Here is a 24,630-nt window from a genome sequence, read left to right on the forward strand (position 1 = left end):
GGCAAAATGCTATTTTTTGTTGGGCTTATAGGCTTTTTAATGTAGCTTTGCACAGATAATTTACGCATAAAAGATAACAATTTTTGTGCCAAACTTTTAATTATGAGCAAACATTTAACAAAAAGAGCAGAAGATTATTCTAAATGGTATAACGAGTTAATCGTTAAAGCGGATTTAGCTGAGACCTCGGCAGTTAGAGGGTGCATGGTGATCAAACCTTATGGTTTTGCGATCTGGGAAAACATGCAGGCTGAATTAGATAGAATGTTTAAAGAAACAGGACATCAAAACGCTTATTTCCCTCTTTTTGTGCCCAAGAGTTTGTTCGAGGCTGAAGAAAAGAATGCGGAAGGTTTTGCTAAGGAATGTGCCGTTGTTACACACTACCGTTTACAAACAGATCCTGACAGGGAAGGGAAGTTACGCGTGGATCCTGAAGCAAAATTGGAGGAAGAGCTAGTCGTGCGTCCTACTTCGGAAGCGATTATATGGAATACCTATAAAGGATGGATACAATCGCACAGAGATTTACCATTGTTAATTAACCAATGGGCCAATGTAGTGCGTTGGGAAATGAGAACGCGTTTGTTTTTGAGAACGGCTGAATTTTTATGGCAAGAAGGGCATACAGCCCATGCCACCAAAGCAGAAGCGTTAGTCGAAGCAAAACAAATGCAAGAAGTATACGCCACGTTTGCAGAGAACTTTATGGCAATGCCAGTAGTTCGCGGGGCTAAATCGGAAAGTGAACGCTTTGCTGGAGCTGATGAAACCTATACTATTGAAGCTTTAATGCAAGATGGTAAAGCCTTACAAGCGGGAACCTCACATTTCTTAGGGCAGAATTTTGCGAAAGCCTTTGATGTAAAGTATACTTCAAGAGAAGGAAAGCAAGAGTACGTTTGGGCTACGTCATGGGGAGTATCAACGCGTTTGATAGGAGGATTGATTATGACGCACTCAGACGATGCAGGGTTGGTATTACCACCGAAATTGGCGCCAATTCAAGTTGTTATTGTTCCTATATATAAAGGAGAAGAGCAATTAGATGCTATTAGTGATAAAGTACAACCTATGATTGCCGCATTTAAGGAGAAGGGAATCTCAGTAAAATTTGATCATCGAGATACTTTGCGTCCTGGAGCAAAATTTGCAGAGTACGAGATGAAAGGAGTTCCTGTACGTATTGCACTTGGTAAACGCGATCTTGAAAACGGTACTGTTGAGGTAGCGCGAAGAGATACTTTTGAAAAACAAACGATGAATCAGTCAGGTGTTGTGGAAGCTGTAGCAGCCTTGTTAGACGAGATTCAAGAAAGTTTGTATAATAAAGCACTTACCTACAGAAACGATCACATTACCGAGGTAAATACTTTTGAAGAGTTTAAAGACGCCATTGAAAACAAAGGTGGATTTGTATCTGCACACTGGGATGGTAGTATTGAAACAGAAGATAAAATCAAAGAATTGACAAAAGCAACGATTCGTTGTATTCCTAATGATGTAAAAGAGGAAAATGGTAGTTGTGTGCTAACTGGCAAGCCTTCAGGTAGAAGAGTGCTATTTGCAAAAGCATATTAAAAAAAAAACAAAAAAATGTGATAAAAGTTTTGGTGTAATTAAAAAGAGTTTCTATATTTGCACCCGCAATCACAAATGGTTGTTTTGGTCCGTTCGTCTAGGGGTTAGGACGCCAGGTTTTCATCCTGGTAACACGGGTTCGATTCCCGTACGGACTACAAAGTTTTAGCTTCGAACTTTATCGGAGCTTTTTTTATCAGAACAACGGACTGATAAAAAAAATAAAAAAAACCTTGCAAGTATAAAATTAAGTTGTATATTTGCACCCGCAATCACAAAGATTGTTTTGGTCCGTTCGTCTAGGGGTTAGGACGCCAGGTTTTCATCCTGGTAACACGGGTTCGATTCCCGTACGGACTACAAAGTTTTTTATAAACATATAAGAATTTAGGAAAATGGCAAATCATAAGTCAGCATTAAAGAGAATAAGAAGTAACGAGACTAAGCGCTTAAGAAACAAGTATCAGCATAAAACTACACGTAATGCTGTTAGAAAATTAAGAGCTGCGACAGATAAGAAGGAAGCAGAAGGAATGTTTTCGTCAGTTGTTTCTATGCTAGATAAATTAGCAAAAAACAACATTATTCATAAAAATAAAGCGGCTAATTTAAAGTCAAAGTTGGCTAAGCACGTAGCAGCTTTATAAAAAGTTTTAAGGTTAGTTAATAGTTAAAAAAGACGTTTCATCAGAAGCGTCTTTTTTGTGTTTGCATACTTTTTATCGGTCATACTGAATTGGCTGGACATTTATTAATTTATTCGTGAACAGTACTGATTGTTCGTTATGCCTGTGCTCCTTTCCTACGTTATTGCATCTGGCAGTAGTCTTGTCAAAAATACGTTACATCTATTTGGTAATCCTTTTCCTAGTCACCATTTCCTCTATAGCTGTCGATTATTTTCGTTAGGAAGCAACTAATTGCTCAGATTCATGAATTCCTTTATTTCAAATAAGAATGGGGTTAAATGCTTTTAACTAGATGCATTGCTCCAATGAATGAGAAGGCGGAAAGTCTACATTTGGTAAAATTTCCCAGTATATAGAGTGATGAACAGGCCTATATTCTATTTTGGGGAATTTGATAGCCCACTCTTGTTGATAAGCTGATAAAAAGAGGACTTCAACGTGAAAATTCCATAATCTGCGTGTTTATGAACAGGAGCATTTGCTTTTCTCGGGTATTGGATTACTAATATTTGTTAATAAGCAGCTGAACAGCCTACATTTTCTTAAATTTTTCTGGATTTCACACCGTTATCAACAGTCATTCGAGCCTTTTCAGAGTTATTTGATGGTTTAGCCTTGTTGATAAGCTGGTAAAAGAGGGAGTTCTCCTTGAAAATTTCATGATTTGGGAACTTATGAGCAGGAGCATTGGCTTTTTGAAGGCATCGGACGGCTTACGATTGTTAATAAGCAGCTGAAAAGCCTACATTTTTTAGTATTTTTTCCGGATGGTATACCGTTATCAACAGTCATTCGAGTTTTTTCAGAGTGATTTGATGGTTTATTCTTGTTGATAAGCTGATAAAAGAGGGAGTTCTCTTTGAAATTTCCATGATTTGGGAACTTATGAACAGGAGCATTGGCTTTTTGAGGGTATTAGATTGCTTACCGTTGTTAATAAGCAGCTGAAAAGCCCACATTTTTTAAAATTTTTCCGGATGGTATACCGTTATCAACAGTCATTGGAGTCTTTTTAGAATGATTTGATGATTTACCCTTGTTGATAAGCTGATAAATGGGGTATTTAGTGTGAAATTCCCATAATCTGTGTGTTTATGAACAGGAGCATTGGCTTTTTGAGGGTAATGGATTGCTGACCATTGTTAATAAGCTGTCCAAAAGCCTGCATTTTCTTAAATTTTCTGGATGGTATACCGTTATCAACAGTCATTCGAGCCTTTTTAAAGCGATTTGATAGTTGATTATTGTTGAAAAGTAGAGGAATAGTAGTTGTTTTGGTAAAATTCACTGCTAATGGACAGTTATCAACAGACTTTCGAGCTTTTCGAGGTGATTTGATCACTGACTTTGTTGATAAGCTGATAAATGGGGTATTTAGTGTGAAATTCCTGTGATTTTCGAGCTTATGAATAGGAGCATTGGCATATTTAGGTTATTTGATGGCTTACCATTGTTAATAAGCAGCTGAAAAGCTTGAGTTTTCTTAAATTTTTCTGGATTCCACACCGTTATCAACAGGTATTCGAGTCTTTTTAGAGTGATTTGATGGTTTGCCTTTGTTGATAAGCTGATAAATGGGGAGTTCCCCTTGAAATTTCCATAATCTGCATGCTTATGAACAGGAGTATTGGCTTTTTAAGGGCATCGGACCGCTTACCATTGTTAATAAGCAGCTGAAAAGCTTAAATTTTCTTAAATTTTTCTGGATGGTATACCGTTATTAACAGTCATTCGAGTCTTTTCAAAGTGATTTGATGGTTGATTATTGTTGAAAAGTAGGGGAATAGTAGTTGTTTTGGTAAAATTCACTGCTAATGGACAGTTATCAACAGCCTTTCGAGTTTTTCGAGGTGATTTGATCACTGATTTTTGTTGATAAGCTGATAAATGGGGGATTTAGTGTGAAATTCCTGTGATTTTCGAGCTTATGAACAGGAGCATTGGCTTTTTGAGGGCATCGGACCGCTTACCATTGTTAATAAGCAGCTGAAAAGCCTGCATTTTCTTAAATTTTCTGGATTGTATACAGTTATCAACAGGTATTTGAGTCTTTTTAGAGTGATTTGATAGTTAATTATTGTTGACAAGTAGGGGAATAGTAGTTGTTTTGGTAAAATTAACTGCTAATGCACAGTTATCAACAGCCTTTCGAGTTCTTCTAGGTGGTTTTGATCGTAGATTCCTGTTCATAAGTCGGGCATAGTAGCGTTTTGAGTACTACACCAAGTTTTGCTACCTGACAATTGTTAGTAAACAGGTAAAACCGCCTTTGTACAAAATCTCCAGTTTCTTGTAAACACTGTGTGGTTCACAGTTAAATGACCCAGATTACGATTAGAAAGACTGATGAGGCATCCGGCTAGAGCTTTAATGAGAACTCCTTAGGATGCTATACCTAGCAGGGTAAAAATAAGCTTACCAATCGTACTTTTTATGAGCATCCAATCGAATAAAAATGAATAAAAGAAGGGTAAATCCCCAGAGTGAAGACCCTCCATAGCTAAAGAATGGAAGTGGGATCCCGATGGTCGGAACAATACCGATCACCATTCCAATATTCACAATGACATGAAAAAATAAGATAGAAGCCAGTCCATAGCCGTAAATTCGGCCAAATTTATTGGTGTGTGTTTCCGCCAAATAAATGATGCGGTAGAGCAGTAGCATAAACAAAATAATGACCAGAGAGCTCCCAAAAAAACCCCATTCTTCTCCAACCGTACTAAAGATGTAATCTGTATCTTGTTCTGGAACAAAATTTCCTTGCGTGCGATCTCCTTGCAAGAATCCCTTTCCGAAAAAGCCACCAGAACCAATGGTGAGTTCTGATTGATAAATGTTGTATCCGATACCTCGATTATCCTGAATTTTTCCGAGTAAAATGTCAAAACGATCTTTCTGATGCGATTGAAGGATGTGTTTATAGGTATAACCACTTCCAGCTATAAAAATACTGGTAGTCAGGTAGATAATGATAATGCCAACTAAGTTAAAACGTATAAACCTCGGATTTTTGTATTGAGCATAGACAATATACAACGTAATGATTATCAGAGATGTTAATAATATCCAAGGAATTCCAAAGTAAATCGTTAATAGGAATAAGACGATACTCAAGGCGCCTAGTATAAAATAAGCAAGCGTTAAGCCTTCTCTATTCAATACAAAGAAAAAAGAAAAGTAAATCAGCACCGATCCCATATCTGGCTGCAATGCAATGAGCAAGGCCGGAGCAAAGATGATTATAAAGGCCTTTAGTTGGTTTTTAATGAGTTTTAAATTATACTGTCGGTCACTCATGAGTTTGGCTAGTGCCAATGCTGTAAAGGCTTTTGCAAACTCTGAGGGCTGTAATCCCACACCACCGAAGTTGTACCACGAGGTAGCACCGTTAATTTTTTTTCCGAAAACCAGTACTCCTGCCAAGACAATAAGAGATACGAGATAGAGTAAACTGGCAAATTTTTCATAAAACTTACTATTAAAAAACAGGACAAAAATCATAATCGGGAAACTCAATGCTATCCAAATGAGTTGTTTCCCATAACGAGTTCCAAAGCTGAAGAGTTCGCGCGTTTCCTCGTTTGATGAGGCTGCGTAGATATTTACCCATCCAAAGGCTACCAATATACCGTATAGCAATACGAGTATCCAATCGATATTTTCAAAGATATTATTTCGTTCCGCTCTCAATGCTGTCTTTTTTAGGAAGTAATTTATCGTATTCTGCTTGTAAGCTCAGGTTGAGCATTCGAGTTTCTACCTGTTTTCTACTGATGTTCCCATTCAAGTATTTTTCAATGAGTAAACTGGTAATAGGGGCGGCAATGGTTGATCCATAACCTCCGTTTTCAATATATACCGCAAGGGCAATTTGCGGATTATCTTTAGGAGCAAAAGCCACGAGTATCGAATGATCGGTAAGCTGTTCTTTTTTACCGTTTCTTCTGATAAAGTTTTCCACGGTACCGGTTTTCCCACAAATATCGATTCCTTTTACTCTACTAGTCCTAGCCGTTCCCTTGGTAAAAACTTCGTGCATGGCCTCTATGGCAATATCAAAATTTTCAGGAGCGATAGACGTCAGTACCTTTTCGGTATAGGTAGCAGCTTTTATAGGGCTTCCGTCTATTTTTTTTACAATATGTGGGCGGTAGTAAAAACCTTTATTCGCTATCGCTGCAGTCATATTGGCCAACTGGATTGGGGTAGTTTCTACTTCTCCTTGTCCAATGGCATTGGATATGGTATGGGTAGGACCGTAGCGGAATTTATACCACTTATTGTAAAAAGTAGAGTCCGGAATACGCCCTTTCATTCCTGTAGGTAAATCATAGCCTAGGTAATTCCCTAAACCAAAACTCTTGGCGTGGTTACTCCAGTTATTAATACCTACTTTTGAGTTTTCTGCATGATCTATAATTTTTCGGTACACCGTAGCAAAATAACTATTACACGATTTTGCAATGGCTGTCTTGAGTCCTATAGGACGTCCACCAGTTTTACAGTGACAACCCATAAATTCATTTTTGCGCTTTCCGTATCGGTATCCGTGGTAGCAACGTACTCTAAAGTTAGGATCTATGACTCCTTCTTGTAAACCAATTAAACCGTTGATAATTTTAAACGGAGATCCAGGGGCGTACATAGCTTGCAACCCTCTATCAAAGGTGGGCATGTTAATTGTATCTTTGAACAAGAGTGTAGAGTTTGTAGAACGTTTTCTACCTACTAATAGATTTGGATCGTATGACGGCGCCGAAATGAGTGCGAGTAATTCACCGGTCTGTGGCTGAATAGCGACAATTCCTCCGCGTTTCCCTTTCATCAAAGCCTCTCCGTAACGCTGTAAATCTGAGTCGATGGTGAGTACCAAATCTTTACCCGGAACAGCTAAGGTATCATAACTTCCATTTTTATAAGGGCCGGTAATTTCGTTTAGGTTATTTCTTTTAAAGTATTTTTTTCCTTTAACGCCGCGCAATACCTCTTCGTACTGTTTTTCGATACCTAACTTTCCTATCAGCTCTCCTTGTTCGTAGTAGTTACTGTTTTTGGCAATTTTTTCGTTTACCTCACTGATAAATCCGAGAACGTTGGCTGCCGACTTAATCGGGTAGTTTCGAATAATACGTTTCTGTATGTAGAAACCTTTGAAATTATCGAGTTTCTCTTGGAGATACGCAAAGTCTTCCTTGGCCAATTGCTTTAAAAATACTGAAGGAAGCCACCGAGCATAACGCTCAGCTTTGTCAAGGCGTTTTATAAAATCTTCTTTGTCAATTTTAAGAAGTTTGCAAAATTGTAGGGTGTCTAACGGGGTAACTTCTTTGGGAACTACCATAACGTCGTACGAAAGTTGATTGGCCACTAGGAGTTTCCCGTTTCTGTCATATACATAACCGCGTTCCGGATAATCGTATTCAACCTTTACTGTCGAGCTGAAAATTGGGCTCGACTTTTTCGGACGGAGTACTTGCAGCTGAAAGAGACGTCCGATATAGACGATTCCGACAAGAGTAATTAAAAATAAGAGTAAAAAACTTCGTTTCATGATAGCTTCTTCTTAAATATAAAACTTCCTAAGAAATACAGTATCAACGTAAAAACTGTGGACAGTAATGTATTGATAAGGACGTTGGAGAAGTTATAAAAGCTAAAATTAATAAAGCTGTAGATTAAAAAGTGATGTATAATTGTTAAAATTGCGATATAATTAAAAACTTTATCAAAAGTTTCCAATCGCAAGTCAAACAACAGAAATTCTGAAGTCGATTTTTTAAAGATGGTACGCACTAAAAACAGGCGTATATAGGCAATAAAAAGTGTGGCAAACGCGTGAATTCCTCCCGAGTTTTCGAAAAAATCAATACTCAAACCGAGTAAGAAACTCACCGTTAAAAAGGGTATCCTCTTTTGACGGATGGGGAAGGTAAAGATGTAAGTGATGTACAAATACGGGTTTAAATGTCCAAACAACTTAACGTTGTTGAGTATGACAACCTGGAGTAGTACAAAAAACAAAAAAGAAAGTATGAGATATAAACTTCTATTCATTCTGGTTTTCTAAGGTTTGAATTTCTTGTTTGTCAAAATTGCGAATAATATTTACCTGTCCTAAACTACTCATGTCATTAAATAAACGCACATTGATAGTGTTTAAGGCTGAAATTTTTTCGGGCACGGATTGTACGGTTCCAATGAGAATTCCTTCTGGGAAAATTTCAGATTTTCCATCGGTAATTATCGTATCACCAATTTGGAAAACGGCTTGTCTTGGAATATCCGTGAGTTGTACTGTTTGGTAATCTTCACCATTCCATTCGAGGGTACCGTAATGGGTGCTGTTTTTGAATCGCGCATTGATTTTACTATTCTTATTTAAAATAGAGCGTACACGAGCATAAGAATCAGAGGTTTGTTCAGTAACACCGATAATCCCTCGTGCGTTAACTACGGCCATCTCAGCACTTATTTGGTGATTTTTACCGCGATTAATGGTTAGAAAATTGTAGGGACGGGCAAAGCTGTTATCGATGATTTTTCCAGAGATATATTGGAATTTTTGCCCGTAAAGTATCGAATCTTTTAGCTGCTGTCCTGAAAGGCTATCACGCGTAAATTGCAAGGCTGCTAATTTATTTTTCAGACGTGTATTTTCATCCAGTAGCTGTTGGTTTTCAGTTTTGAGGTTGGCGTACTCTTTTACGGAGTTCACCTTGGTAAGTAGGCCTCCAGTAACGGCATTTGCCGATCCTACAAATTTGCTTTTATGAAAGGAGTGATTGTTGATAATCAATGCAACAGCTATGAATTCTAAGCATAGGAAATACAAGAAATATTTATACTTCTGAAAGAAATAAATAAGCTGTTGCATAAATGATCATCAATGTTTTATTTGATTAATACTGATTTGTACTTTTCTAGATTTTTTAAAGCGATACCCGTTCCGCGCACAACGGCACGCAATGGATCTTCAGCTACGTAAACAGGTAAATCTGTTTTTCTCGAGAGTCGTTTGTCTAAACCTCTTAACATAGATCCTCCACCGGCTAAATAAATCCCCGTGTTGTAGATATCAGCAGCCAATTCAGGTGGGGTTTTTGAGAGAGTTTCCATAACGGCATCTTCGATACGCAAGATAGACTTGTCAAGAGCTTTGGCTATTTCTCGATAAGACACTTGTACCTGTTTGGGTTTCCCACTTAACAAATCACGCCCTTGTACCATCATGTCTTCTGGTGGAGTATCTAAATCTTCCGTTGCCGATCCGATTTGAATTTTGATTTTCTCTGCTGTGGTTTCTCCAACATATAAATTGTGCTGCGTACGCATGTAATACATAATATCACTGGTAAACAAATCACCTGCCACTTTTACCGACTGGTCACAAACGATTCCAGCCAAGGCAATAACAGCGATTTCAGTGGTACCACCACCGATATCAATAATCATATTTCCTTTCGGTTCCATGATGTCAATACCTACCCCTATAGCAGCAGCCATAGGTTCGTAAATCAAATAGATTTCTTTGGCATTCATATGACGTCCAGAATCGATTACCGCTCGTTTTTCAACCTCGGTAATTCCCGAAGGAATACAAATGACCATACGTAAGGAAGGTGGGAATAGTTTTTTCTTGATCGCAGGAATTTTTTTAACGAATTCTTTGATCATTTCCTCTGACGCTTGGAAGTCAGCAATTACCCCATCTTTTAACGGACGAATGGTTTTGATATTTTCATGAGTTTTTCCTTGCATTCTGTTGGCTTCATGACCTGTGGCAATAATCTTCCCCGTCAGCCTGTTCCGGGCAACGATAGAAGGGCTGTCAATCACAACTTTTCCGTTGTGGATTATAAGTGTGTTCGCAGTACCTAAATCTACCGCAATATCCTCGGTCATAAAGTCAAAAAAACCCATATAGCTTTGGTGTTTTTATATGTATAATTGATGAATTCTCACAAATCTATAAAAAATCTAGATTGGTTGTACATCAAAGTATGATTAATGTTTAAAATGTCTCGTTCCTGTAAAGACCATCGCTAGCTGATTTTCATTACAGTAGTCAACGCTCAATTGATCTTTGATAGAACCTCCAGGTTGAATTACACTGGTAATTCCTGCTTTGTCAGCAATTTCCACACAATCAGGAAATGGGAAAAAAGCATCACTGGCCATAACAGCTCCATTGAGGTCAAAATTAAAACTCTTCGCTTTTTCTATGGCTTGGCGCAAGGCGTCAACACGACTTGTCTGGCCAGTTCCACTCGCGCAAAGTTGTTTGTTTTTAGCCAATACGATGGTATTTGACTTGGTGTGTTTGCATATTTTCGAAGCAAATAACAGGTCGTCCATGGCTTCAGCTGAAGGTTGGTTGGTTGTTACATAGCTTATATCGTCAATACGATCGGTTTTATTGTCTTTGTCTTGTACTAAAAGTCCATTAAGTGCTGTACGCACAGTTTGAGTTGGTAAAGCAACGTCCTTTTGTACGAGTAATACACGGTTCTTTTTTCCTTTTAAAATTTCTAAAGCATCGGCGTCGTAAGCGGGAGCAATTACTACTTCACAGAACAATTTGTGAATTTCAGTGGCTGTAGCCGCATCGATGGTGGTGTTTGAAATTAAAATGCCTCCAAAAGCCGAAACAGGATCACCTGCTAGGGCCGAAACATAAGCTTCGTGTAAGGTAGCACGCTGGGCTAATCCACAAGCGTTGTTGTGTTTTAATATAGCAAAGGTAGGAGCCTCCCCAGTAAATTCAGACATGAGGTTTACTGCGGCGTCTACGTCCAATAAGTTGTTGTACGAAAGCTCTTTTCCGTGAAGCTTATCGAACATGGCGTCTAAATCTCCGAAGAAATATCCTTTTTGGTGTGGGTTTTCTCCGTAACGAAGTGTTTTTGCTTGCTGTTCGCTCGCTTTGTAAACAGTTTCGTCCTCGTTAAAATAATTGAAAATAGCCGTATCGTAGTGCGATGAGATATTAAATGCTTTGGCAGCGAGTTTTTTACGTTGTGCTAAGCTAGTACTACCGTTACCTTCGGTAATCATACTTAAAAAAGCATCGTACTGCTCCATAGACGATACGATAACCGTGTCTTTAAAGTTTTTCGCTGCTGCACGAATAAGCGATATTCCTCCGATATCGATTTTTTCAATAATATCCTGTTCTGGGGCACCAGAAGCCACGGTCTTTTCAAATGGATACAAATCGACAATGACTAAATCTAATTGTGGAATTTCAAAGCTTTCCATTTCTGCTACATCGCCTTCGTGGTCTTGGCGGTTTAAAATTCCTCCAAACACTTTCGGGTGTAGCGTTTTTACACGTCCTCCTAAGATTGATGGGTACGAAGTAACATCCTCTACAGGTACTACTGAAATTCCCAAATCTCTGATAAATTTTTCAGTTCCTCCAGTCGAGTAAAGAGTGACTCCTAAAGCGTCGAGTTGGCGGACAATAGGCTCTAAACCGTCCTTGTGAAAAACCGAAATTAAGGCAGATGTGATTTTTTTTGTTGCGTTCATTTTTGTTGTGTTGTTAAGCGAGCAAAATTACTAAAACCCTGAGGGTTTTACAAAACGTGAAATGAACTTTTTTAAACAAAAAACGCTATCATAAATTCTTAATTTAGATAGCGTTTCAAACAACAAATATAGGAGTTGCACAGGGCCTATTCCGCATTTTCTAAAAAGTTGCGAAACCAGTCAGTGAATCTCTCTATAAAAGTTTGTTTTGAATTTGCTTGAGCACTCGTATCACTCAAGGCAGCGTAAGAGGGGAAATCTTTACTACTCATAATTCAAGGGGTTAATTATTGTTAATAAAGTTGTTAATAAAATTTCCTCAAAGAAAACAAAAAAAACTTTAATAATCAAGCATTTACGAAAAAAATCACAAAATGTGACTAACTTTTTCGCAAACGTACTCTAAAAGTACTTCATCATCTTTGGTAAATGGGTTAACTGAGTGAGAATCAATGTCTATTTGTCCAATATTCTCTCCGTCGACGAAAATTGGAATGACAATTTCCGATTTTACCTTCCAACCACAAGAAATGTAATTGTCTTGCTCAGAAACGTCTTGGACAACAAAGTTTTCATTGCTTACAGCAACTTGACCGCAAATACCTTTTCCGAATGGAATAATAGTATGTTCGGTTGGCTCCCCGTTAAATTGGGCCAGTTTGAGTTCCTCTTTGTCTCCGTTTTTGAAGTAAAATCCTACCCAGTCGTAATAGGCTACATTTTCAGCGAGAACATCACATATTTCTTGTAATTTACTTTCGGTGCTTGCATCGCGCTCTACAATGCTAAGAACCTCTTTCTTTAAGTCTAGTATTGAATTCATGGTGTTATAGTCTGCACAAGTGTTTTTATCTTACGGCAAAAGTACTTCTCAGGAATCTTTTTTGGAAACTATATTTATGTTTTTTGTAATTTTACATTCACTATGTTTCAGGTATTAAGAAAAATAACCGCGATTTGTATCACCTTTGTCTTGGTGTTTTCTTCCATGTCTTTTGCTGTGGAAAAACACTTTTGTGGAGATTACCTCGTGGATATCTCTTATCTCGGCGATGCCGATGCCTGTGGAGGAGAACGAGAAGAAGCTTGCGGGAGCGAAACAACAAACAGTGAACCTGATTGTTGTAAAGACGAAATAGCTCATGTGCAAGGAATTGACGATCTCAGTAAATTGGGATCGGAACAACAACTTTTTTCGCCAGTTATATGGCTTTTAACATCTTCTTATTTTTTTCAATTACCGTCAGTAGCAGATGTTGACAACGAGGTAGATACCGTTGCCGACAGTCCGCCTATATCCAAAAAATCCAAACGCATTTTATATCAAGTTTATATCCTTTGATGCCTGTTTTACTGCGAGAAGTACCACAGTGATAATTAAAGGAAATAAAATATGAAGAACCTAGTTTTTAGTATGTTAATACTACTAGGGGGATCGGTGTTATACGCTCAGCAAAAAACGTTGAAAGGACGAGTTGTTGACGCGACACTAAAAGACAATCCAGGTGTTTTCGGAGCATCTGTACAATGGCTACATACAGCGTTGGGAACGAGTACCGACGAAGATGGAGTTTTTGAAATCCCCCTAACACCTAAATCAAAGCAATTGGTAATTAGCTTTGTTGGGTTTAAAACCGATACGATTACCGTAGATAATACCTTGTTTTTAAAACATCGCCTGACTCCTGATACCTTACTTGAAGAGGTTGCTGTTAGGAGTGAGAAGAAAGCGAGCCAGCGAGCTTTTTTGGAGGCACAAAATGTGATGACCCTAAATAGTGGGGAATTGTTAAAAGCTGCCTGCTGTAATTTGGCGGAAAGCTTTGAAACAAACCCCTCAATTGATGTGAATTTCTCAGATGCTTTGACGGGGGCGAAACAAATTCAAATGCTGGGCTTAGAAAGTCCTTACTTGTTGATTACCGAAGAGAATATTCCTTCCATTCGCGGGGCCGCTCAGGCGCATGGATTGGAGTTTACTCCGGGTACTTGGGTAGAGAGTATCCAAATTACCAAAGGAGCAGGTAGTGTAGTCAATGGTTTTGAGAGTGTTTCGGGACAAATCAATACGGAGCTCGTTAAGCCCTTTACCGATGCTCCTTTTTTTGTGAATGCTTATGGCGCTGTTGGAGGACGTTATGAGCTCAATACCCATTGGAACCAGCAAGTGGCCAAAAAATGGCATACCGGCGTATATCTTCACGGAGATTATCGCGGTAACCGTTTTGATAGAAATGATGATGGATTTTTAGACAATCCATTGGCGAGACAATTTAATGTGTTAAACCGTTGGCAGTACATCGATCAAGAGAAAGGCTGGGTGGCCTTTGCCAATGTACATTTCGTAAATGATCGGAAGCAGCTTGGGCAGGTGGAGTTCGATAAAGAACTACACCGAGGTACTACAACGTATTGGGGAAGTGAAATAGCCACCCGTAAGGTTGGACTGTCTACCAAGTTGGGCTACGTATTTCCCGACTTGCCTTTTCAGAGTATGGGGGTGCAATTGGCCTATAGCAATCACCGACAAGATTCTTTCTTTGGATTGCGAGATTATTTTATAGAACACCAGAGCTTTTATGGGAGTTCCAATTTTAATTCAATAATTGGCGATACGCGACATAAGTTTAAAACGGGACTCAGCTTTCTGTATGACAATTATAAGGAGCGCGTAGTGCAAACCAATTTTAATAGGTATGAAAGAGCTTTCGGAGTGTTTTTTGAATACGCCTATGACGACGGTGAGTTTTTTAGCGTAAAAGCTGGACTCAGAGCCGATTTTCACAATTTATTGGGAACTTTTTTAACGCCGAGGTTACACTTGCGCATGGTAACCTGGGAAAATGGTGTTTTGAGAGCCTCTGTCGGACAGGGAAGAAGAAGTGCCAATGTGTTTGTCGAAAACCAACAGTTATTTGCTTCGTCTCGACGAATTAGAATTGAGCAGGGACCAGGAAAGATTTATGGACTGAACCCCGAAATAGCTTGGAATTACGGAGTCTCATTTGTCCAGAAATACCGCCTTTTTGGTAGAAAAGGAGATATCGGCGTCGATTATTACCAAACCGATTTTCAAAATCAGGTGGTAGTAGATTGGGAAAACCCTCGTGAAGTAGCTTTTTATAATCTCGACGGGAGGAGTGATGCAAAAAGTTTGCAAATAGAACTCAATCAAAATATCATCCCATTCTTTAACCTTCGATTGGCTTACAAAATCATCGATGTAAAAACGCAATACCGATCAGGGTTGTTGAGAAAGGCCTTGCAACCGAGAAATAGGTTTTTTGCGAATGTATCGTACAGCACTCCTAAAACTGAGCAGGGGGCCAAATGGAAATTTGATGTCACCTATAACTGGTTGGGAAGTCAGCGATTGCCCAGTACAGCATCCAATCCGTTAACTTCGAGAAGACCTGACCAAGTAGGTGGATACCAGCTGGTCAATGCACAAGTAACCAAGGTGTTTTCGGAGCAATTCGAGTGGTACGTTGGAGGAGAAAATATCGGAGGTGTGCGTCAGCCAAATCCGATACTAGGAGCAGAGGATCCCTTTGGGAGTTCTTTTGACTCGACACTGGTGTATGCACCAGTATTTGGAAGTAATTTTTATACAGGAATACGATTTAAATTAGATTAATATGAAAAAAAGTTTAGTAGTACTGTGCTTATTCATGTTTGCCTTAAGCGCAACAGCACAAAAGAAAAAAAGAAATGCCAAAGCCCTAATCGAAGTAGATGGAGTGTGTATGATGTGTAAGAAGCGCATTGAGAAAGCCGCACTGGGGATGAAAGGTGTGAAGTATGCCGTTTGGAATGTTAAAACTCACGAGTTGTCTGTAATATTGGATGAACGTAAAACTTCGGTCAAAGCAATAAAGGAAAAAGTTGCAGGAGTAGGACATGATACCAAGGAGGTAAAAGCAACTGATACAGCCTATGCAAACCTACATCCTTGTTGTAAATACAGGAATGAGGAAATTCGTAAAGATCACGAAGGAGAAGGTAAATAATACCCTGTGCTGTAACTAAAAAAACCGAGCAATTTGCTCGGTTTTTGTTGTTTATTATAACATGTGTAAGGTATTCACTTCTTGGTTGGTTAAAGCTCTCCAACGCCCTCTCGGTAGATTTTTCTTGGTAAGTCCAGCAAAAATTACGCGATCCAATTTAATTACGTTATATCCGAAGTGTTCGAAAATTTTACGAACGATTCTGTTTCTTCCAGAGTGAATTTCAATACCAACTTCATTTTTCTTTTCACCTTCTACATAAGAAACAGCGTCAATAAACACGCGCTTACCTTCGATAACAACATCTCCTCTCAATTTTTCCAAATCGGCTAAGGTTAATTTCTTATCTAAAGTTGCGTGGTATAATTTACGCACGTTGTGCTTTGGATGGGTAAGTTTTTTTGCGAGTTCTCCATCGTTGGTGAACAATAATAATCCTGTAGTATTTCTGTCTAAACGACCTACAGGGTAGATACGCTCTTTGGTAGCATTTTGAACGAGCTCCATAACGGTTTTTCGTCCGCGGTCATCCTCCATAGTCGTGATGTAATTCTTAGGTTTGTTGAGAAGTACATAACGTTTTTTCTCCATACTGATAAGAGTACCGTCAAAACGAACTTCATCGGTAGGTTGTACCTTGTATCCCATTTCAGTAACGAGCTTACCGTTGACATGAACACTTCCGTGCTCGATATACGTGTCTGCTTCACGCCTTGAACAGATACCTGCATTGGCAATGTATTTGTTTAAACGCACACCATTGTCTTCTTTTTGAGCTGCAGGTTTAGCGTTGGTACTAGGCTTTTTAAAGTTCTTTTTATACGGACTATTTTTGCGAGGATTGCTGTTACGACCAGCTTGTCGTCCTCTCGACGAGTTTTTAGAATTCATATGAATATTTTTAATAAAACGGCCGCAAAGGTACGTTAATTATTTGATTTTTAATCTAAAACCTCTACGACTTTGTCTAAAATTAAGGATTTATCGATAAATAGTAAACTAAAAACACCAACCAATAATAAGATTTTCAAAATGTTATGAAGTAGGCGGTATTGGTTTTTCTCTTGGGCTTTGAAGGCGAAGAAGCCAACAAAGACAAGTACAGTGGCCGCTAGGTAAAAGTAGTACTTCATATAAGTAATAGCTGGGTAATTGTAGAGGATGGCCACGGGTACTAGTGTGAGTAAAAGTAAACTTATAATGAGTTTTTTGGTCGTGCGTTCACCGTATTTTACGGGAAAGGTGTTATAGTTATTAGCGACGGCTCCTTGCATGTTTTCGAGGTCTTTGATGAGTTCGCGTACGATAATGACAAAGAATAAAAAGCAGGCATGTACAAAAATTACATTGGAGAAATTTTTGTAATGAACAAAAATGGCAAAGAAGGGAAGTATGGTCAGTACTGTAACAGAAATAAGGCCGAGCACGGCACTTTTTTTAAGTTTGTGCGAATAAAACCAAATTCCAAAGATATAAGAGGCAAAGAATAAGCCAGCACGCCAAGAAACTAAATAGCCAAATCCAAAACCGATTAGGTTAAGTGTGAAATATAAGGTGAGCTTAGTTTCTTGTTTTACATAGGCGTCCAGTCCCGCTTTAATAGGACGGTTGATACGGTCGGCTTTGGCGTCGTAGAAATTATTAATGATATAACCGCCTGCAACAACACACACCGTAGCCACTACCAGATAAAACAAATGCGGATCGAGCAATACGTGTCGCAAGGACTTCTTCTCTGAAAAAATGAAAATAGCAGCCAAATACTGGGCTGCTATTAGAACTAATATGTTGTATCCTCTTACGACTGATAAGAGGCTAAATATCTTTAATAAAAAAGTATTCGCTCTCACTGAACTCATAGCAAGTGATTAATTAAAATCTGTAAACTAATTCTAGTTTGTAATCTTTTAAATGTTTTTTTGCTTTTTCATAGTCTTCTGTAAACCCGAGGATGTATCCACCTCCACCAGAACCGCAAAGCTTCAAATAGTAATCGTTGGTTTGTAAACCTTGTTCCCAGACTTTGTGAAATGCCGATGGAATCATGGGTTTAAAATTCGCGAGTACTACTTTTGATAGCATTTTAACATTGGTAAAAAGCGATTTGATGTTTCCTTGTAAGAAATCTTCGATACAAGCATCGGTATGCGCTGAAAACTCTTCGCTAAGCATGGTTCTAAAACCTTCGTTTTTCATCTTGTTCATAAAGATGTTAACCATAGGTTCTGTTTCTCCTATCTGCTCAGAGTCTAGCAAAAATACAGCACCCTTTCCTTCTTTCTGAGAAGGGATTCCCGTGGCTTCTATATGCTCTTTTGAGTTGATTAATATCGGCAAGCTCAAATAAGAGTTTAAAGGGTCTAATCCAGAACTCTTCCCGTGGAAAAACGATTCCATCAAAGCAAAAATTTGCTTCAAGGTGAGCAGTTTGTCTCTCGTTAAGTTTTCGAGTACCGTAATTTTGTCTGTAGCGTATTTATCGTAGATAGAGGCTACCAAGGCACCAGAACTTCCCACACCGTATCCCTGAGGGATCGATGAATCAAAATACATACCTTGAGCTACATCTTCTTGTAAACTCACTAAATCAAATTGTACGATGTCTGAATTCAGTGTCGATAAATACGAGTAAAATTCAGCCAAACTCTCGTTTGATTTTTTTGCTTCTCCAGTTAAGTTTTTGGCAGATTTTAACGCTCCTTTGTAAGAGTTAAAGGGAATGGCAAGTCCTTTGGAGTCCTTGATGATTCCGTATTCTCCGAAGAGTAAAATCTTTGCGTAAAACAGTGGTCCTTTCATAATTGTTAGATTACCTTACAAAAATAAGGGTAAAACCGCTAGTTTACAACTTATTAATACACGTTTTTGTAAAAAGTTTTCCAAACGCCTACTTTTTCGTTGTTCTTGTATTTTCCCTTTTCTTTGATTTTTCCGTTTTTATAAAATGTTTTCCAAATACCTTCACGTTTTCCGTTCTTGTATTTTCCTTGTTCTTTTAGTTCTCCTGATTCGTAGTATACCTTGCGAATGCCGTGAAGCTTTCCGTCTTTGTAGTTGGCCTCATGTGAGGGAGTTCCGTTTTCAAAATAGTAGGTAACAAGTCCTTCGAAATTTTCTTCGCCAGGAGTATTTACCGAACTAAACCCTTCCATTTGTACTTTACCGTTCTGGTAATAGTCTACAATCCAATAACCGTCTTTTATTTTCTTAGGACTCGGACGGTAATACTTCGCGTTGTCCTTGGTGGTTACTTGCCAATTAGCGTCAAACCACGTTGTTTCCTGAGCTGTTAATGACGTAGTCATCAAGCCAACAAACAACACTAGTATCCATGTTGATGTTCTCATAGTATTAAGGGAATTAAATTGTTAAATGGTTTGTGCACCCAAACCCGTATTATCACAAATATACTGATTTTTTTGGCAAAATTTTAACAATTCGGTGTTTATGAATGACTCAACTTGCTGTTTTTCAGACTTTGGGTACAGTACGTGAACATTTGCTCCTGCATCGAGGGTAAAGCAAACATGACTGCCAGTAGTTTTTCTGAATTCCCAAATACGTTGAATAATTTCTAGGGTATTGGGTTTCATGAGTATGAAGTACGGTTCGCTGGTTAGCATCATTGCATGCAAGGTCAACGCTTCGCTTTCTACGATACTAATAAACTTCTCGAGGTCTCCTGATGCCAATACTTGCAAGAGTTCGGCTAAATTGTCGTTGGCTTGCTCAAATCTTCGCTCAGCAAACGGATGATTGAACATTAAGTTATGCCCAACGGTACTCGACACCTGTTTTTCACCTTTATCAACGAGTAAAATACAATCCTGATAGTCTTCGAATACAGGGTGTACAGCATTAGGTAATCGAACACCAAAAAGATCAGAACTTCCTGCTACGGCCTCGTGGGTACCCCAAACTACTAATGGCCCTTCGATACTTCTGCTGGCACTACCCGAGCCTAATCGAGCTAAGAAAGAGGCTTTTTGTTTTAGGTAGTCTGCTGAAATTTCAGGGTTCAGAGCTTGTTCTAAGTTCATTAAACACATGGCAATGGCACTCATTCCACTCGCAGAAGAGGCTATTCCACTACTGTGTGGAAACGAATTTGACGATTCAATATGCATGTCGTACTGAAGCACGTATGGACAGTACTCTTGAATGCGTTTAAAGAATTTTGCGATTTTAGGTTTGAAGTCTTCTTTTTTCTCTCCTTCAAAAAACAATTCAAACTGTGCTTCTTCCTTTGCAGCTGTTTTTGAAAAACGAATACTCGTAGTCGTATGACAATTGTTTAACGTAAAACTTATTGAAGCATTCTTTGGGAGCTGAGGGTCGCTCTTTCCCCAGTATTTTACCAAGGCGATATTACTAGGAGTACGCCAGGTATAATGTGCTTCGTCGATGTGGTATTCGTCAGTATTGAAAATAAAATCAGCTGTGTTCAAAGTAAAAATTTTTGACAAATATAACCCTTTTCCGTCTAAAAAGATTCCAGTTTTTGTAGGACAATTTCTTTGTAACTCCTACTGATTGGAATGGCCTTTTGCGCGACTTCAATATATTCGTTTGTATACGAAAGTATCTGGGGAATACTGATGATGTACGATCGATGGGTACGCAGAAACTGATGTGTAGGTAACCGTTGCTCGATATTACTGATGGTTTCTCTTATGGTAAGTGTTTGTGAGTGACAGTGTATTTTTAGGTAGTCGCTGAGACTTTCGATATAAATGATATCCTGAAAGTTCACTTTGATCATTTTGCGGTCTGCTCGGACAAACATAAAGTCGTCAAAAATCCCCGTAGCTTCAGAGCGATTCGATTTAGGAATGGAGAGTTTTCTGATAGCGGTTAAAAAGCGGTCAAAGGCTATGGGTTTTAGCAAATAGTCGATAGCATTTAGCTCAAAACCGTCCAAGGCGTATTCCCGGTATGCTGTTGTAAATATTAGTTGAGTCTGTTGATGAATCGCTTTGGCCAAACTGAGTCCGGATACTTCTGGCATGTTGATGTCCAGGAAAATGAGGTCTACAGGTGTGGATTGTAGCACTTCTAAGGCTTCAGTGGCACTGGAGCACGCAGCGAGTAATTTGAGTTGAGGTGTTTTGGCGATATAAGTACTGAGAATTTCGCGAGCCATAGGTTCATCATCAACGAGTATGCAGGTAATTTTAGAGGTCATTGCTAAGCGGGATTTTAAGGGTGGCAGTAAATGTTTCGGCAACTCTTTCCGTTTGTAAGTCATACGTGTCTTTAAAAATCATCTTTAGGCGTTTGCGAATGTTTTCGAGTCCAATGCCGGTGTGATTAGAGTGCTGGTTACGAGTGCTGTTCACCACAGTAAACTCCAAGTGATTGTCGAGTAACAATAAAGAAATGCTTACTTGTAGCACACCGTCTATTCTACTTCCGTGTTTAAAAGCGTTTTCTACAAAGGGTAAAAAGAGCATGGGGGGAATCTCTTGATAGCTCTTGAGTTGAGGTGTGGATATGTCGATTTGTAAACTCTCTTGAAACCTCATTTTTTCTAAGGCGATGTAATTTTTGATATGTTGAATTTCATCGGCAAGGGAAACAGTAGGCTTTTCAATCTGATACAGTATATAATCGAGTAACTGAGATAGTTTTAAAATCATGTCTGGCGTTTCATCGGCCTTCTTCAAAGCAAATCCGTACATCGTATTTAAGGTATTGAAAAGGAAATGAGGGTGAATTTGCATTTTTAAAAATCGCAATTCTTGATCTTTAAGTTGTAATTGCGTAGCGAGAAATTGATGTTTTACGGCTTCATTTTTTTTGTCTGTTAGCAATTGGAGTCGTAAAAAACTAAGTATTATGCTGATGAATACCACTAAGTACACAACAAGGATAATAAAGACGAGGCCTTTGGTGAGTGGTAAAACACTCTCTTGCTCTAGGTAGTGATGTGAGAATACAAAGCCATAAAGTATGGAAATGGCTATCAGGAAGAATGAAATGATCAGGGTATAACAACTGTAGAGAAGAAACAGACCTGGTTGTTTATTGTGCAAGTATTTAGGGATGAGGTAACAGTGAAAAAAATAACTCATCAGGATGGTTACAGGCAACAGAAACCAAGAAAAGTGATTAACATAAGCGGTATTATTACTACCGTATCCTAAAAAATAGGTGTAAAAGAAATAGACTCCAATCCAAAAACCAATATGGATGAGTATTTCTGAGCTACGTTTGAGAATAGGTGTTAAAAAACGGGTCATAATGCAATAATACTCTTTTTGTGGTAGATACGGATTATTTGCGGTGAATAACCAAATTTACACTGCTTTTGACTGGAAGCGCGTATATTTACCTTCACAATTGTTGAATTGGTCGTTTATCGCAGTTTTACTTGTGAAGGTCGCAAATAAATCAAAAGCGTTGTGATGCTGAGTAGTTTTGAGGTATAACTTTAAAATTAAAAAAAATGATTACTGTTTTTATGGGAAGTATTTTTACGAGACTTACAGAAGGAGGCCCTGTTTTTATGTATCCGCTTTTAGTGTTGTTAGTAATGTGTATACTGTTGCTCGGTAAAGCGTTTTTAAGTGAAGAGCAAAGTCAAAAGCTGGCTAAAATTGTGAGTCACCTGAGCTTGTTTGCCTTAGTTTGGGGGTTTTTAGGAATGATGATGGGCTTGATTTCGGCTTTTGATTCTATTTCCATAAGTGGAGGAACCTCTTTTGAAGTGCTCGCTGGAGGATTGAAGATCGGTTTGTTATCCCCTTCTTTCGGGATGCTGGTATTCTTAATCGCTCGATTGGGATTATTGGGCTTGACTTTAAAGAACAAGAACAACTAAATTTTACTTTTTTCTAACTTTTTACTGATTAAATAACGAAAACGACTTATGAATAAAATTGTACTATTCTTCGGAGTATGGATTGCTGCGTCCATAGGACAACTACAGGCATTCCAAAAAGATAAATTAGACGCCTTTTTTAATGAGCTAGCTTCTAGCGAGAAAGCCATGGGAACGGTGAGTGTTCGGCAAGCGGGCAACCCCGTTTATCAGTACTCTTTTGGCAAAGCGAGGTTACAGCCACCAAAAGAGGCCAATAAAACTACGGTGTATAAAATTGGTTCAATTTCTAAAACCTATACAGCAGTATTGATTTTACAGTTGGTAGATCAAGGGAAGCTTACGCTAGAGGAGCGCTTGGACCGATTTTTTCCATCCTTGCCCAATGCTTCAGAAATTCGCTTGATCGATTTATTAAAGCATCGCAGCGGCCTATTTGATGTACTCCAAGGAGAAGGTTTTCATACTTGGGTTAGGCAGCGAAGAACTCAGGAGGAAATGTTGACGCGGATCGCAAACCATGCTGCCGTATTTCCGCCAAATACCAAAACGGCCTATTCTAATACCAATTACTTGTTGTTGTCTTATATTGCCGAAAAGGTGAGTGGTCTTGATTTTGGTACCTTGCTTCACCGTGCCATAGTAAAACCGCTTCAACTGAAAAAAACTGGATTTGCCATGAAGGCCTTTGTATCTCAAAACAGCGCATTGCCTTATTACGATGGGGGAAGTGGCTGGGAAGCAGTACCTAAAACGACCTGTTTAGCCAATACCATGGGAGCTGGAGGAGTAGTGAGTACGGCTGATGAAATTACGCATTTTTACCATCATTTACTGAAGGGAAGTTTGTTGTCTTCAAAGAGTTTGAAAGCCATGCTAACACCGGAAGAAGAAATGGGAATGGGAGTGTCGGTAATGAATTACAAAGGCTTACAGGTAATTGGTCATGACGGTGCTGTCGACGGATACAAGGCGGTGGTTTTTAGTATTCCACAGTTGAAAATAACAGTAGCGATGACCTTTAATGCTTCCAATGTTCAGATGACACCTACGGCGATTCAAGTATTGGAGATCTTCTTGAGTTCTCAGGGCTAACGTTGGTAGTATGAGATATTTCTTATTATTTTTTTGCTGCTGCTCGTTGATGTTACGAGCACAGCAAAAGGGAGATGCCTTCCGAAAAAAAGGAATGCTTGAGAAAGCCATCACAGCTTATGAAATGACCTATAGTACGGATCCGGAGAATGCTAGGAACACTTATAATTTAGCTTGTGCATATGCCTTGACCCATCGCGTAGAAAAGGCATTTACCTATTTAGATAGAGCATTAAAGAAAGACTCCACGCTTTGGGTTTTGGCAGATAATGATTTAAGAGCACTCACGAGTGACCAACGCTGGATCGCAATTGAAAAGCGGCAATTGGCAAAGCAACAGCTAAAAAATCCTGACTATGCAAGGTTATTGCTGCGCGTTATTATGAAAGATCAAGCCTTCGATTATCAGTTGGATATGGCAAAAGCACAGTATGCAAAGACAGGGGAAGTGCCACATTGGTATTATCCGATCGCAGCACAGAAAAAGAAGATAACGACAGAGAATTTTAAGGAGTTAAAGAAGTTACTTAAAAAGTACGGATGGCCGCGATATGATCAGGTAGGGAAGTTGGCAGCTGATGCTCCTCTATTAGTAATCAACCATCACCCGGAAGATAGTGTGCGAGTAGCGTATTTACCAATGGTGAAAAAGGCTTGTGAAAGCGAGCAAGGAAGCTGTTTAGAATACGCTAAAATTTACGATAGGATACTAGTGAACCAGGGAAAAGAACAATGGTATGGGATGCAATTTCGCTATGGAAGTAATCGTCAGCTGGAGCCCTTTCCAGTAGCGGATCCGAGTAGTGTGGACGCGCGTAGAAAAGCCATAGGTTTAGAGCCTCTTGCAGTGTATTTAAAACGAAAAATTAATTTCAAGTGGACAATTCCACAAGAATAA

General features: G+C 38.9%; 24 protein-coding genes and 2 tRNA genes. 10 read left to right on the forward strand and 16 right to left on the reverse strand.

Going from position 1 to position 24,630, the window contains the following annotated elements:
- The first annotated feature begins 102 nt into the window (after nucleotides 1–102).
- The 4 genes from proS to rpsT all read left to right on the forward strand — a co-directional run bounded on the left by proS (nucleotide 103) and on the right by rpsT (nucleotide 2,228).
- Nucleotides 103–1,581: a proline--tRNA ligase gene (gene proS / locus ACXAG7_RS18350; RefSeq protein ID WP_476667728.1), complete on the forward strand. Its 1,479-nt coding sequence runs from the start codon at nucleotides 103–105 to the stop codon at nucleotides 1,579–1,581.
- An 86-nt stretch (nucleotides 1,582–1,667) separates the two neighbouring features.
- Nucleotides 1,668–1,739 (forward strand) — tRNA-Glu (locus ACXAG7_RS18355).
- 130 nt (nucleotides 1,740–1,869) lie between these two features.
- Nucleotides 1,870–1,941: transfer RNA gene (locus tag ACXAG7_RS18360), tRNA-Glu, on the forward strand.
- A gap of 35 nt (nucleotides 1,942–1,976) precedes the next feature.
- Complete coding sequence (gene rpsT, locus ACXAG7_RS18365) at nucleotides 1,977–2,228, forward strand: 30S ribosomal protein S20 (RefSeq protein ID WP_408045280.1); 252 nt, start codon at nucleotides 1,977–1,979, stop codon at nucleotides 2,226–2,228.
- A gap of 1,105 nt (nucleotides 2,229–3,333) precedes the next feature.
- Here rpsT and ACXAG7_RS18370 read toward each other — a convergent pair.
- From ACXAG7_RS18370 to ACXAG7_RS18410, 9 genes are all read right to left on the reverse strand, one after another.
- Nucleotides 3,334–3,612 (reverse strand): hypothetical protein, encoded by a 279-nt coding sequence (locus ACXAG7_RS18370; protein ID WP_476667729.1) that lies wholly within the window; start codon nucleotides 3,610–3,612, stop codon nucleotides 3,334–3,336.
- Between the two features lie 1,073 nt (nucleotides 3,613–4,685).
- Nucleotides 4,686–5,963 carry a rod shape-determining protein RodA gene (gene rodA / locus ACXAG7_RS18375; protein WP_476667730.1) on the reverse strand — a complete coding sequence of 426 codons (1,278 nt, stop codon included), beginning with the start codon at nucleotides 5,961–5,963 and terminating at the stop codon, nucleotides 4,686–4,688.
- Entirely contained in the window at nucleotides 5,944–7,824 is a 1,881-nt protein-coding gene (mrdA, locus tag ACXAG7_RS18380; protein ID WP_408045276.1) for a penicillin-binding protein 2, read from the reverse strand. Before mrdA ends, rodA begins: the two co-directional genes overlap by 20 nt.
- Nucleotides 7,821–8,327, reverse strand: coding sequence for a rod shape-determining protein MreD (gene mreD / locus ACXAG7_RS18385; protein WP_408045275.1), 507 nt, complete (start codon nucleotides 8,325–8,327; stop codon nucleotides 7,821–7,823). The genes mrdA and mreD overlap by 4 nt, the downstream gene beginning before the upstream one ends.
- Complete coding sequence (gene mreC, locus ACXAG7_RS18390; protein WP_408045274.1) at nucleotides 8,320–9,147, reverse strand: rod shape-determining protein MreC; 828 nt, start codon at nucleotides 9,145–9,147, stop codon at nucleotides 8,320–8,322. Before mreC ends, mreD begins: the two co-directional genes overlap by 8 nt.
- Before the next feature lie 17 nt (nucleotides 9,148–9,164).
- A complete protein-coding gene (locus tag ACXAG7_RS18395; RefSeq protein WP_408045273.1) occupies nucleotides 9,165–10,193 on the reverse strand; it encodes a rod shape-determining protein in 1,029 nt (342 codons plus the stop codon).
- An 84-nt stretch (nucleotides 10,194–10,277) separates the two neighbouring features.
- On the reverse strand, nucleotides 10,278–11,804 hold the full coding sequence (purH, locus tag ACXAG7_RS18400; protein WP_408045272.1) for a bifunctional phosphoribosylaminoimidazolecarboxamide formyltransferase/IMP cyclohydrolase: 1,527 nt from the start codon (nucleotides 11,802–11,804) through the stop codon (nucleotides 10,278–10,280).
- 146 nt (nucleotides 11,805–11,950) lie between these two features.
- On the reverse strand, nucleotides 11,951–12,076 hold the full coding sequence (locus ACXAG7_RS18405) for a hypothetical protein (RefSeq protein WP_408045271.1): 126 nt from the start codon (nucleotides 12,074–12,076) through the stop codon (nucleotides 11,951–11,953).
- Between the two features lie 95 nt (nucleotides 12,077–12,171).
- Entirely contained in the window at nucleotides 12,172–12,627 is a 456-nt protein-coding gene (locus ACXAG7_RS18410; RefSeq protein WP_408045270.1) for a GAF domain-containing protein, read from the reverse strand.
- Between the two features lie 102 nt (nucleotides 12,628–12,729).
- Here ACXAG7_RS18410 and ACXAG7_RS18415 point away from each other — a divergent pair, with 102 nt between their 5' ends.
- From ACXAG7_RS18415 to ACXAG7_RS18425, 3 genes are all read left to right on the forward strand, one after another.
- Nucleotides 12,730–13,146, forward strand: coding sequence for an HYC_CC_PP family protein (locus tag ACXAG7_RS18415; RefSeq protein ID WP_476667731.1), 417 nt, complete (start codon nucleotides 12,730–12,732; stop codon nucleotides 13,144–13,146).
- A gap of 72 nt (nucleotides 13,147–13,218) precedes the next feature.
- The gene (locus ACXAG7_RS18420) at nucleotides 13,219–15,441 is read left to right on the forward strand and encodes a TonB-dependent receptor (RefSeq protein WP_476667732.1); all 2,223 of its coding nucleotides are present in this window, start codon (nucleotides 13,219–13,221) and stop codon (nucleotides 15,439–15,441) included.
- Between the two features lies 1 nt (nucleotide 15,442).
- Nucleotides 15,443–15,814 (forward strand): heavy-metal-associated domain-containing protein, encoded by a 372-nt coding sequence (locus ACXAG7_RS18425; protein WP_476667733.1) that lies wholly within the window; start codon nucleotides 15,443–15,445, stop codon nucleotides 15,812–15,814.
- Nucleotides 15,815–15,868: 54 nt separating this feature from the next.
- Here ACXAG7_RS18425 and ACXAG7_RS18430 read toward each other — a convergent pair whose 3' ends face one another.
- From ACXAG7_RS18430 to ACXAG7_RS18460, 7 genes are read right to left on the reverse strand one after another with little or no spacing between them, the layout of a single operon-like run.
- Nucleotides 15,869–16,705: a pseudouridine synthase gene (locus tag ACXAG7_RS18430; protein WP_408045266.1), complete on the reverse strand. Its 837-nt coding sequence runs from the start codon at nucleotides 16,703–16,705 to the stop codon at nucleotides 15,869–15,871.
- Between the two features lie 50 nt (nucleotides 16,706–16,755).
- Entirely contained in the window at nucleotides 16,756–17,673 is a 918-nt protein-coding gene (locus ACXAG7_RS18435) for a geranylgeranylglycerol-phosphate geranylgeranyltransferase (RefSeq protein ID WP_476667734.1), read from the reverse strand.
- 13 nt (nucleotides 17,674–17,686) lie between these two features.
- Nucleotides 17,687–18,613, reverse strand: coding sequence for a mevalonate kinase family protein (locus ACXAG7_RS18440; RefSeq protein WP_476667735.1), 927 nt, complete (start codon nucleotides 18,611–18,613; stop codon nucleotides 17,687–17,689).
- Between the two features lie 53 nt (nucleotides 18,614–18,666).
- Complete coding sequence (locus ACXAG7_RS18445) at nucleotides 18,667–19,161, reverse strand: toxin-antitoxin system YwqK family antitoxin (RefSeq protein ID WP_408045263.1); 495 nt, start codon at nucleotides 19,159–19,161, stop codon at nucleotides 18,667–18,669.
- Between the two features lie 21 nt (nucleotides 19,162–19,182).
- A complete protein-coding gene (gene mvaD / locus ACXAG7_RS18450; RefSeq protein ID WP_408045262.1) occupies nucleotides 19,183–20,262 on the reverse strand; it encodes a diphosphomevalonate decarboxylase in 1,080 nt (359 codons plus the stop codon).
- A 35-nt stretch (nucleotides 20,263–20,297) separates the two neighbouring features.
- A complete protein-coding gene (locus ACXAG7_RS18455; RefSeq protein ID WP_476667736.1) occupies nucleotides 20,298–20,999 on the reverse strand; it encodes a LytR/AlgR family response regulator transcription factor in 702 nt (233 codons plus the stop codon).
- On the reverse strand, nucleotides 20,989–22,056 hold the full coding sequence (locus ACXAG7_RS18460; protein WP_476667737.1) for a sensor histidine kinase: 1,068 nt from the start codon (nucleotides 22,054–22,056) through the stop codon (nucleotides 20,989–20,991). The genes ACXAG7_RS18455 and ACXAG7_RS18460 overlap by 11 nt, the downstream gene beginning before the upstream one ends.
- A 206-nt stretch (nucleotides 22,057–22,262) precedes the next feature.
- On the opposite strand from ACXAG7_RS18460, the gene ACXAG7_RS18465 reads away from it, so the two are divergent.
- From ACXAG7_RS18465 to ACXAG7_RS18475, 3 genes are read left to right on the forward strand one after another with little or no spacing between them, the layout of a single operon-like run.
- Nucleotides 22,263–22,637, forward strand: coding sequence for a MotA/TolQ/ExbB proton channel family protein (locus tag ACXAG7_RS18465; RefSeq protein WP_408045258.1), 375 nt, complete (start codon nucleotides 22,263–22,265; stop codon nucleotides 22,635–22,637).
- A 48-nt stretch (nucleotides 22,638–22,685) separates the two neighbouring features.
- A complete protein-coding gene (locus ACXAG7_RS18470) occupies nucleotides 22,686–23,732 on the forward strand; it encodes a serine hydrolase domain-containing protein (RefSeq protein WP_476667738.1) in 1,047 nt (348 codons plus the stop codon).
- 10 nt (nucleotides 23,733–23,742) lie between these two features.
- The gene (locus ACXAG7_RS18475; RefSeq protein ID WP_476667739.1) at nucleotides 23,743–24,630 is read left to right on the forward strand and encodes a DUF6624 domain-containing protein; all 888 of its coding nucleotides are present in this window, start codon (nucleotides 23,743–23,745) and stop codon (nucleotides 24,628–24,630) included.

It is taken from the genome of Tenacibaculum sp. AWR4_210, assembly GCF_056160945.1.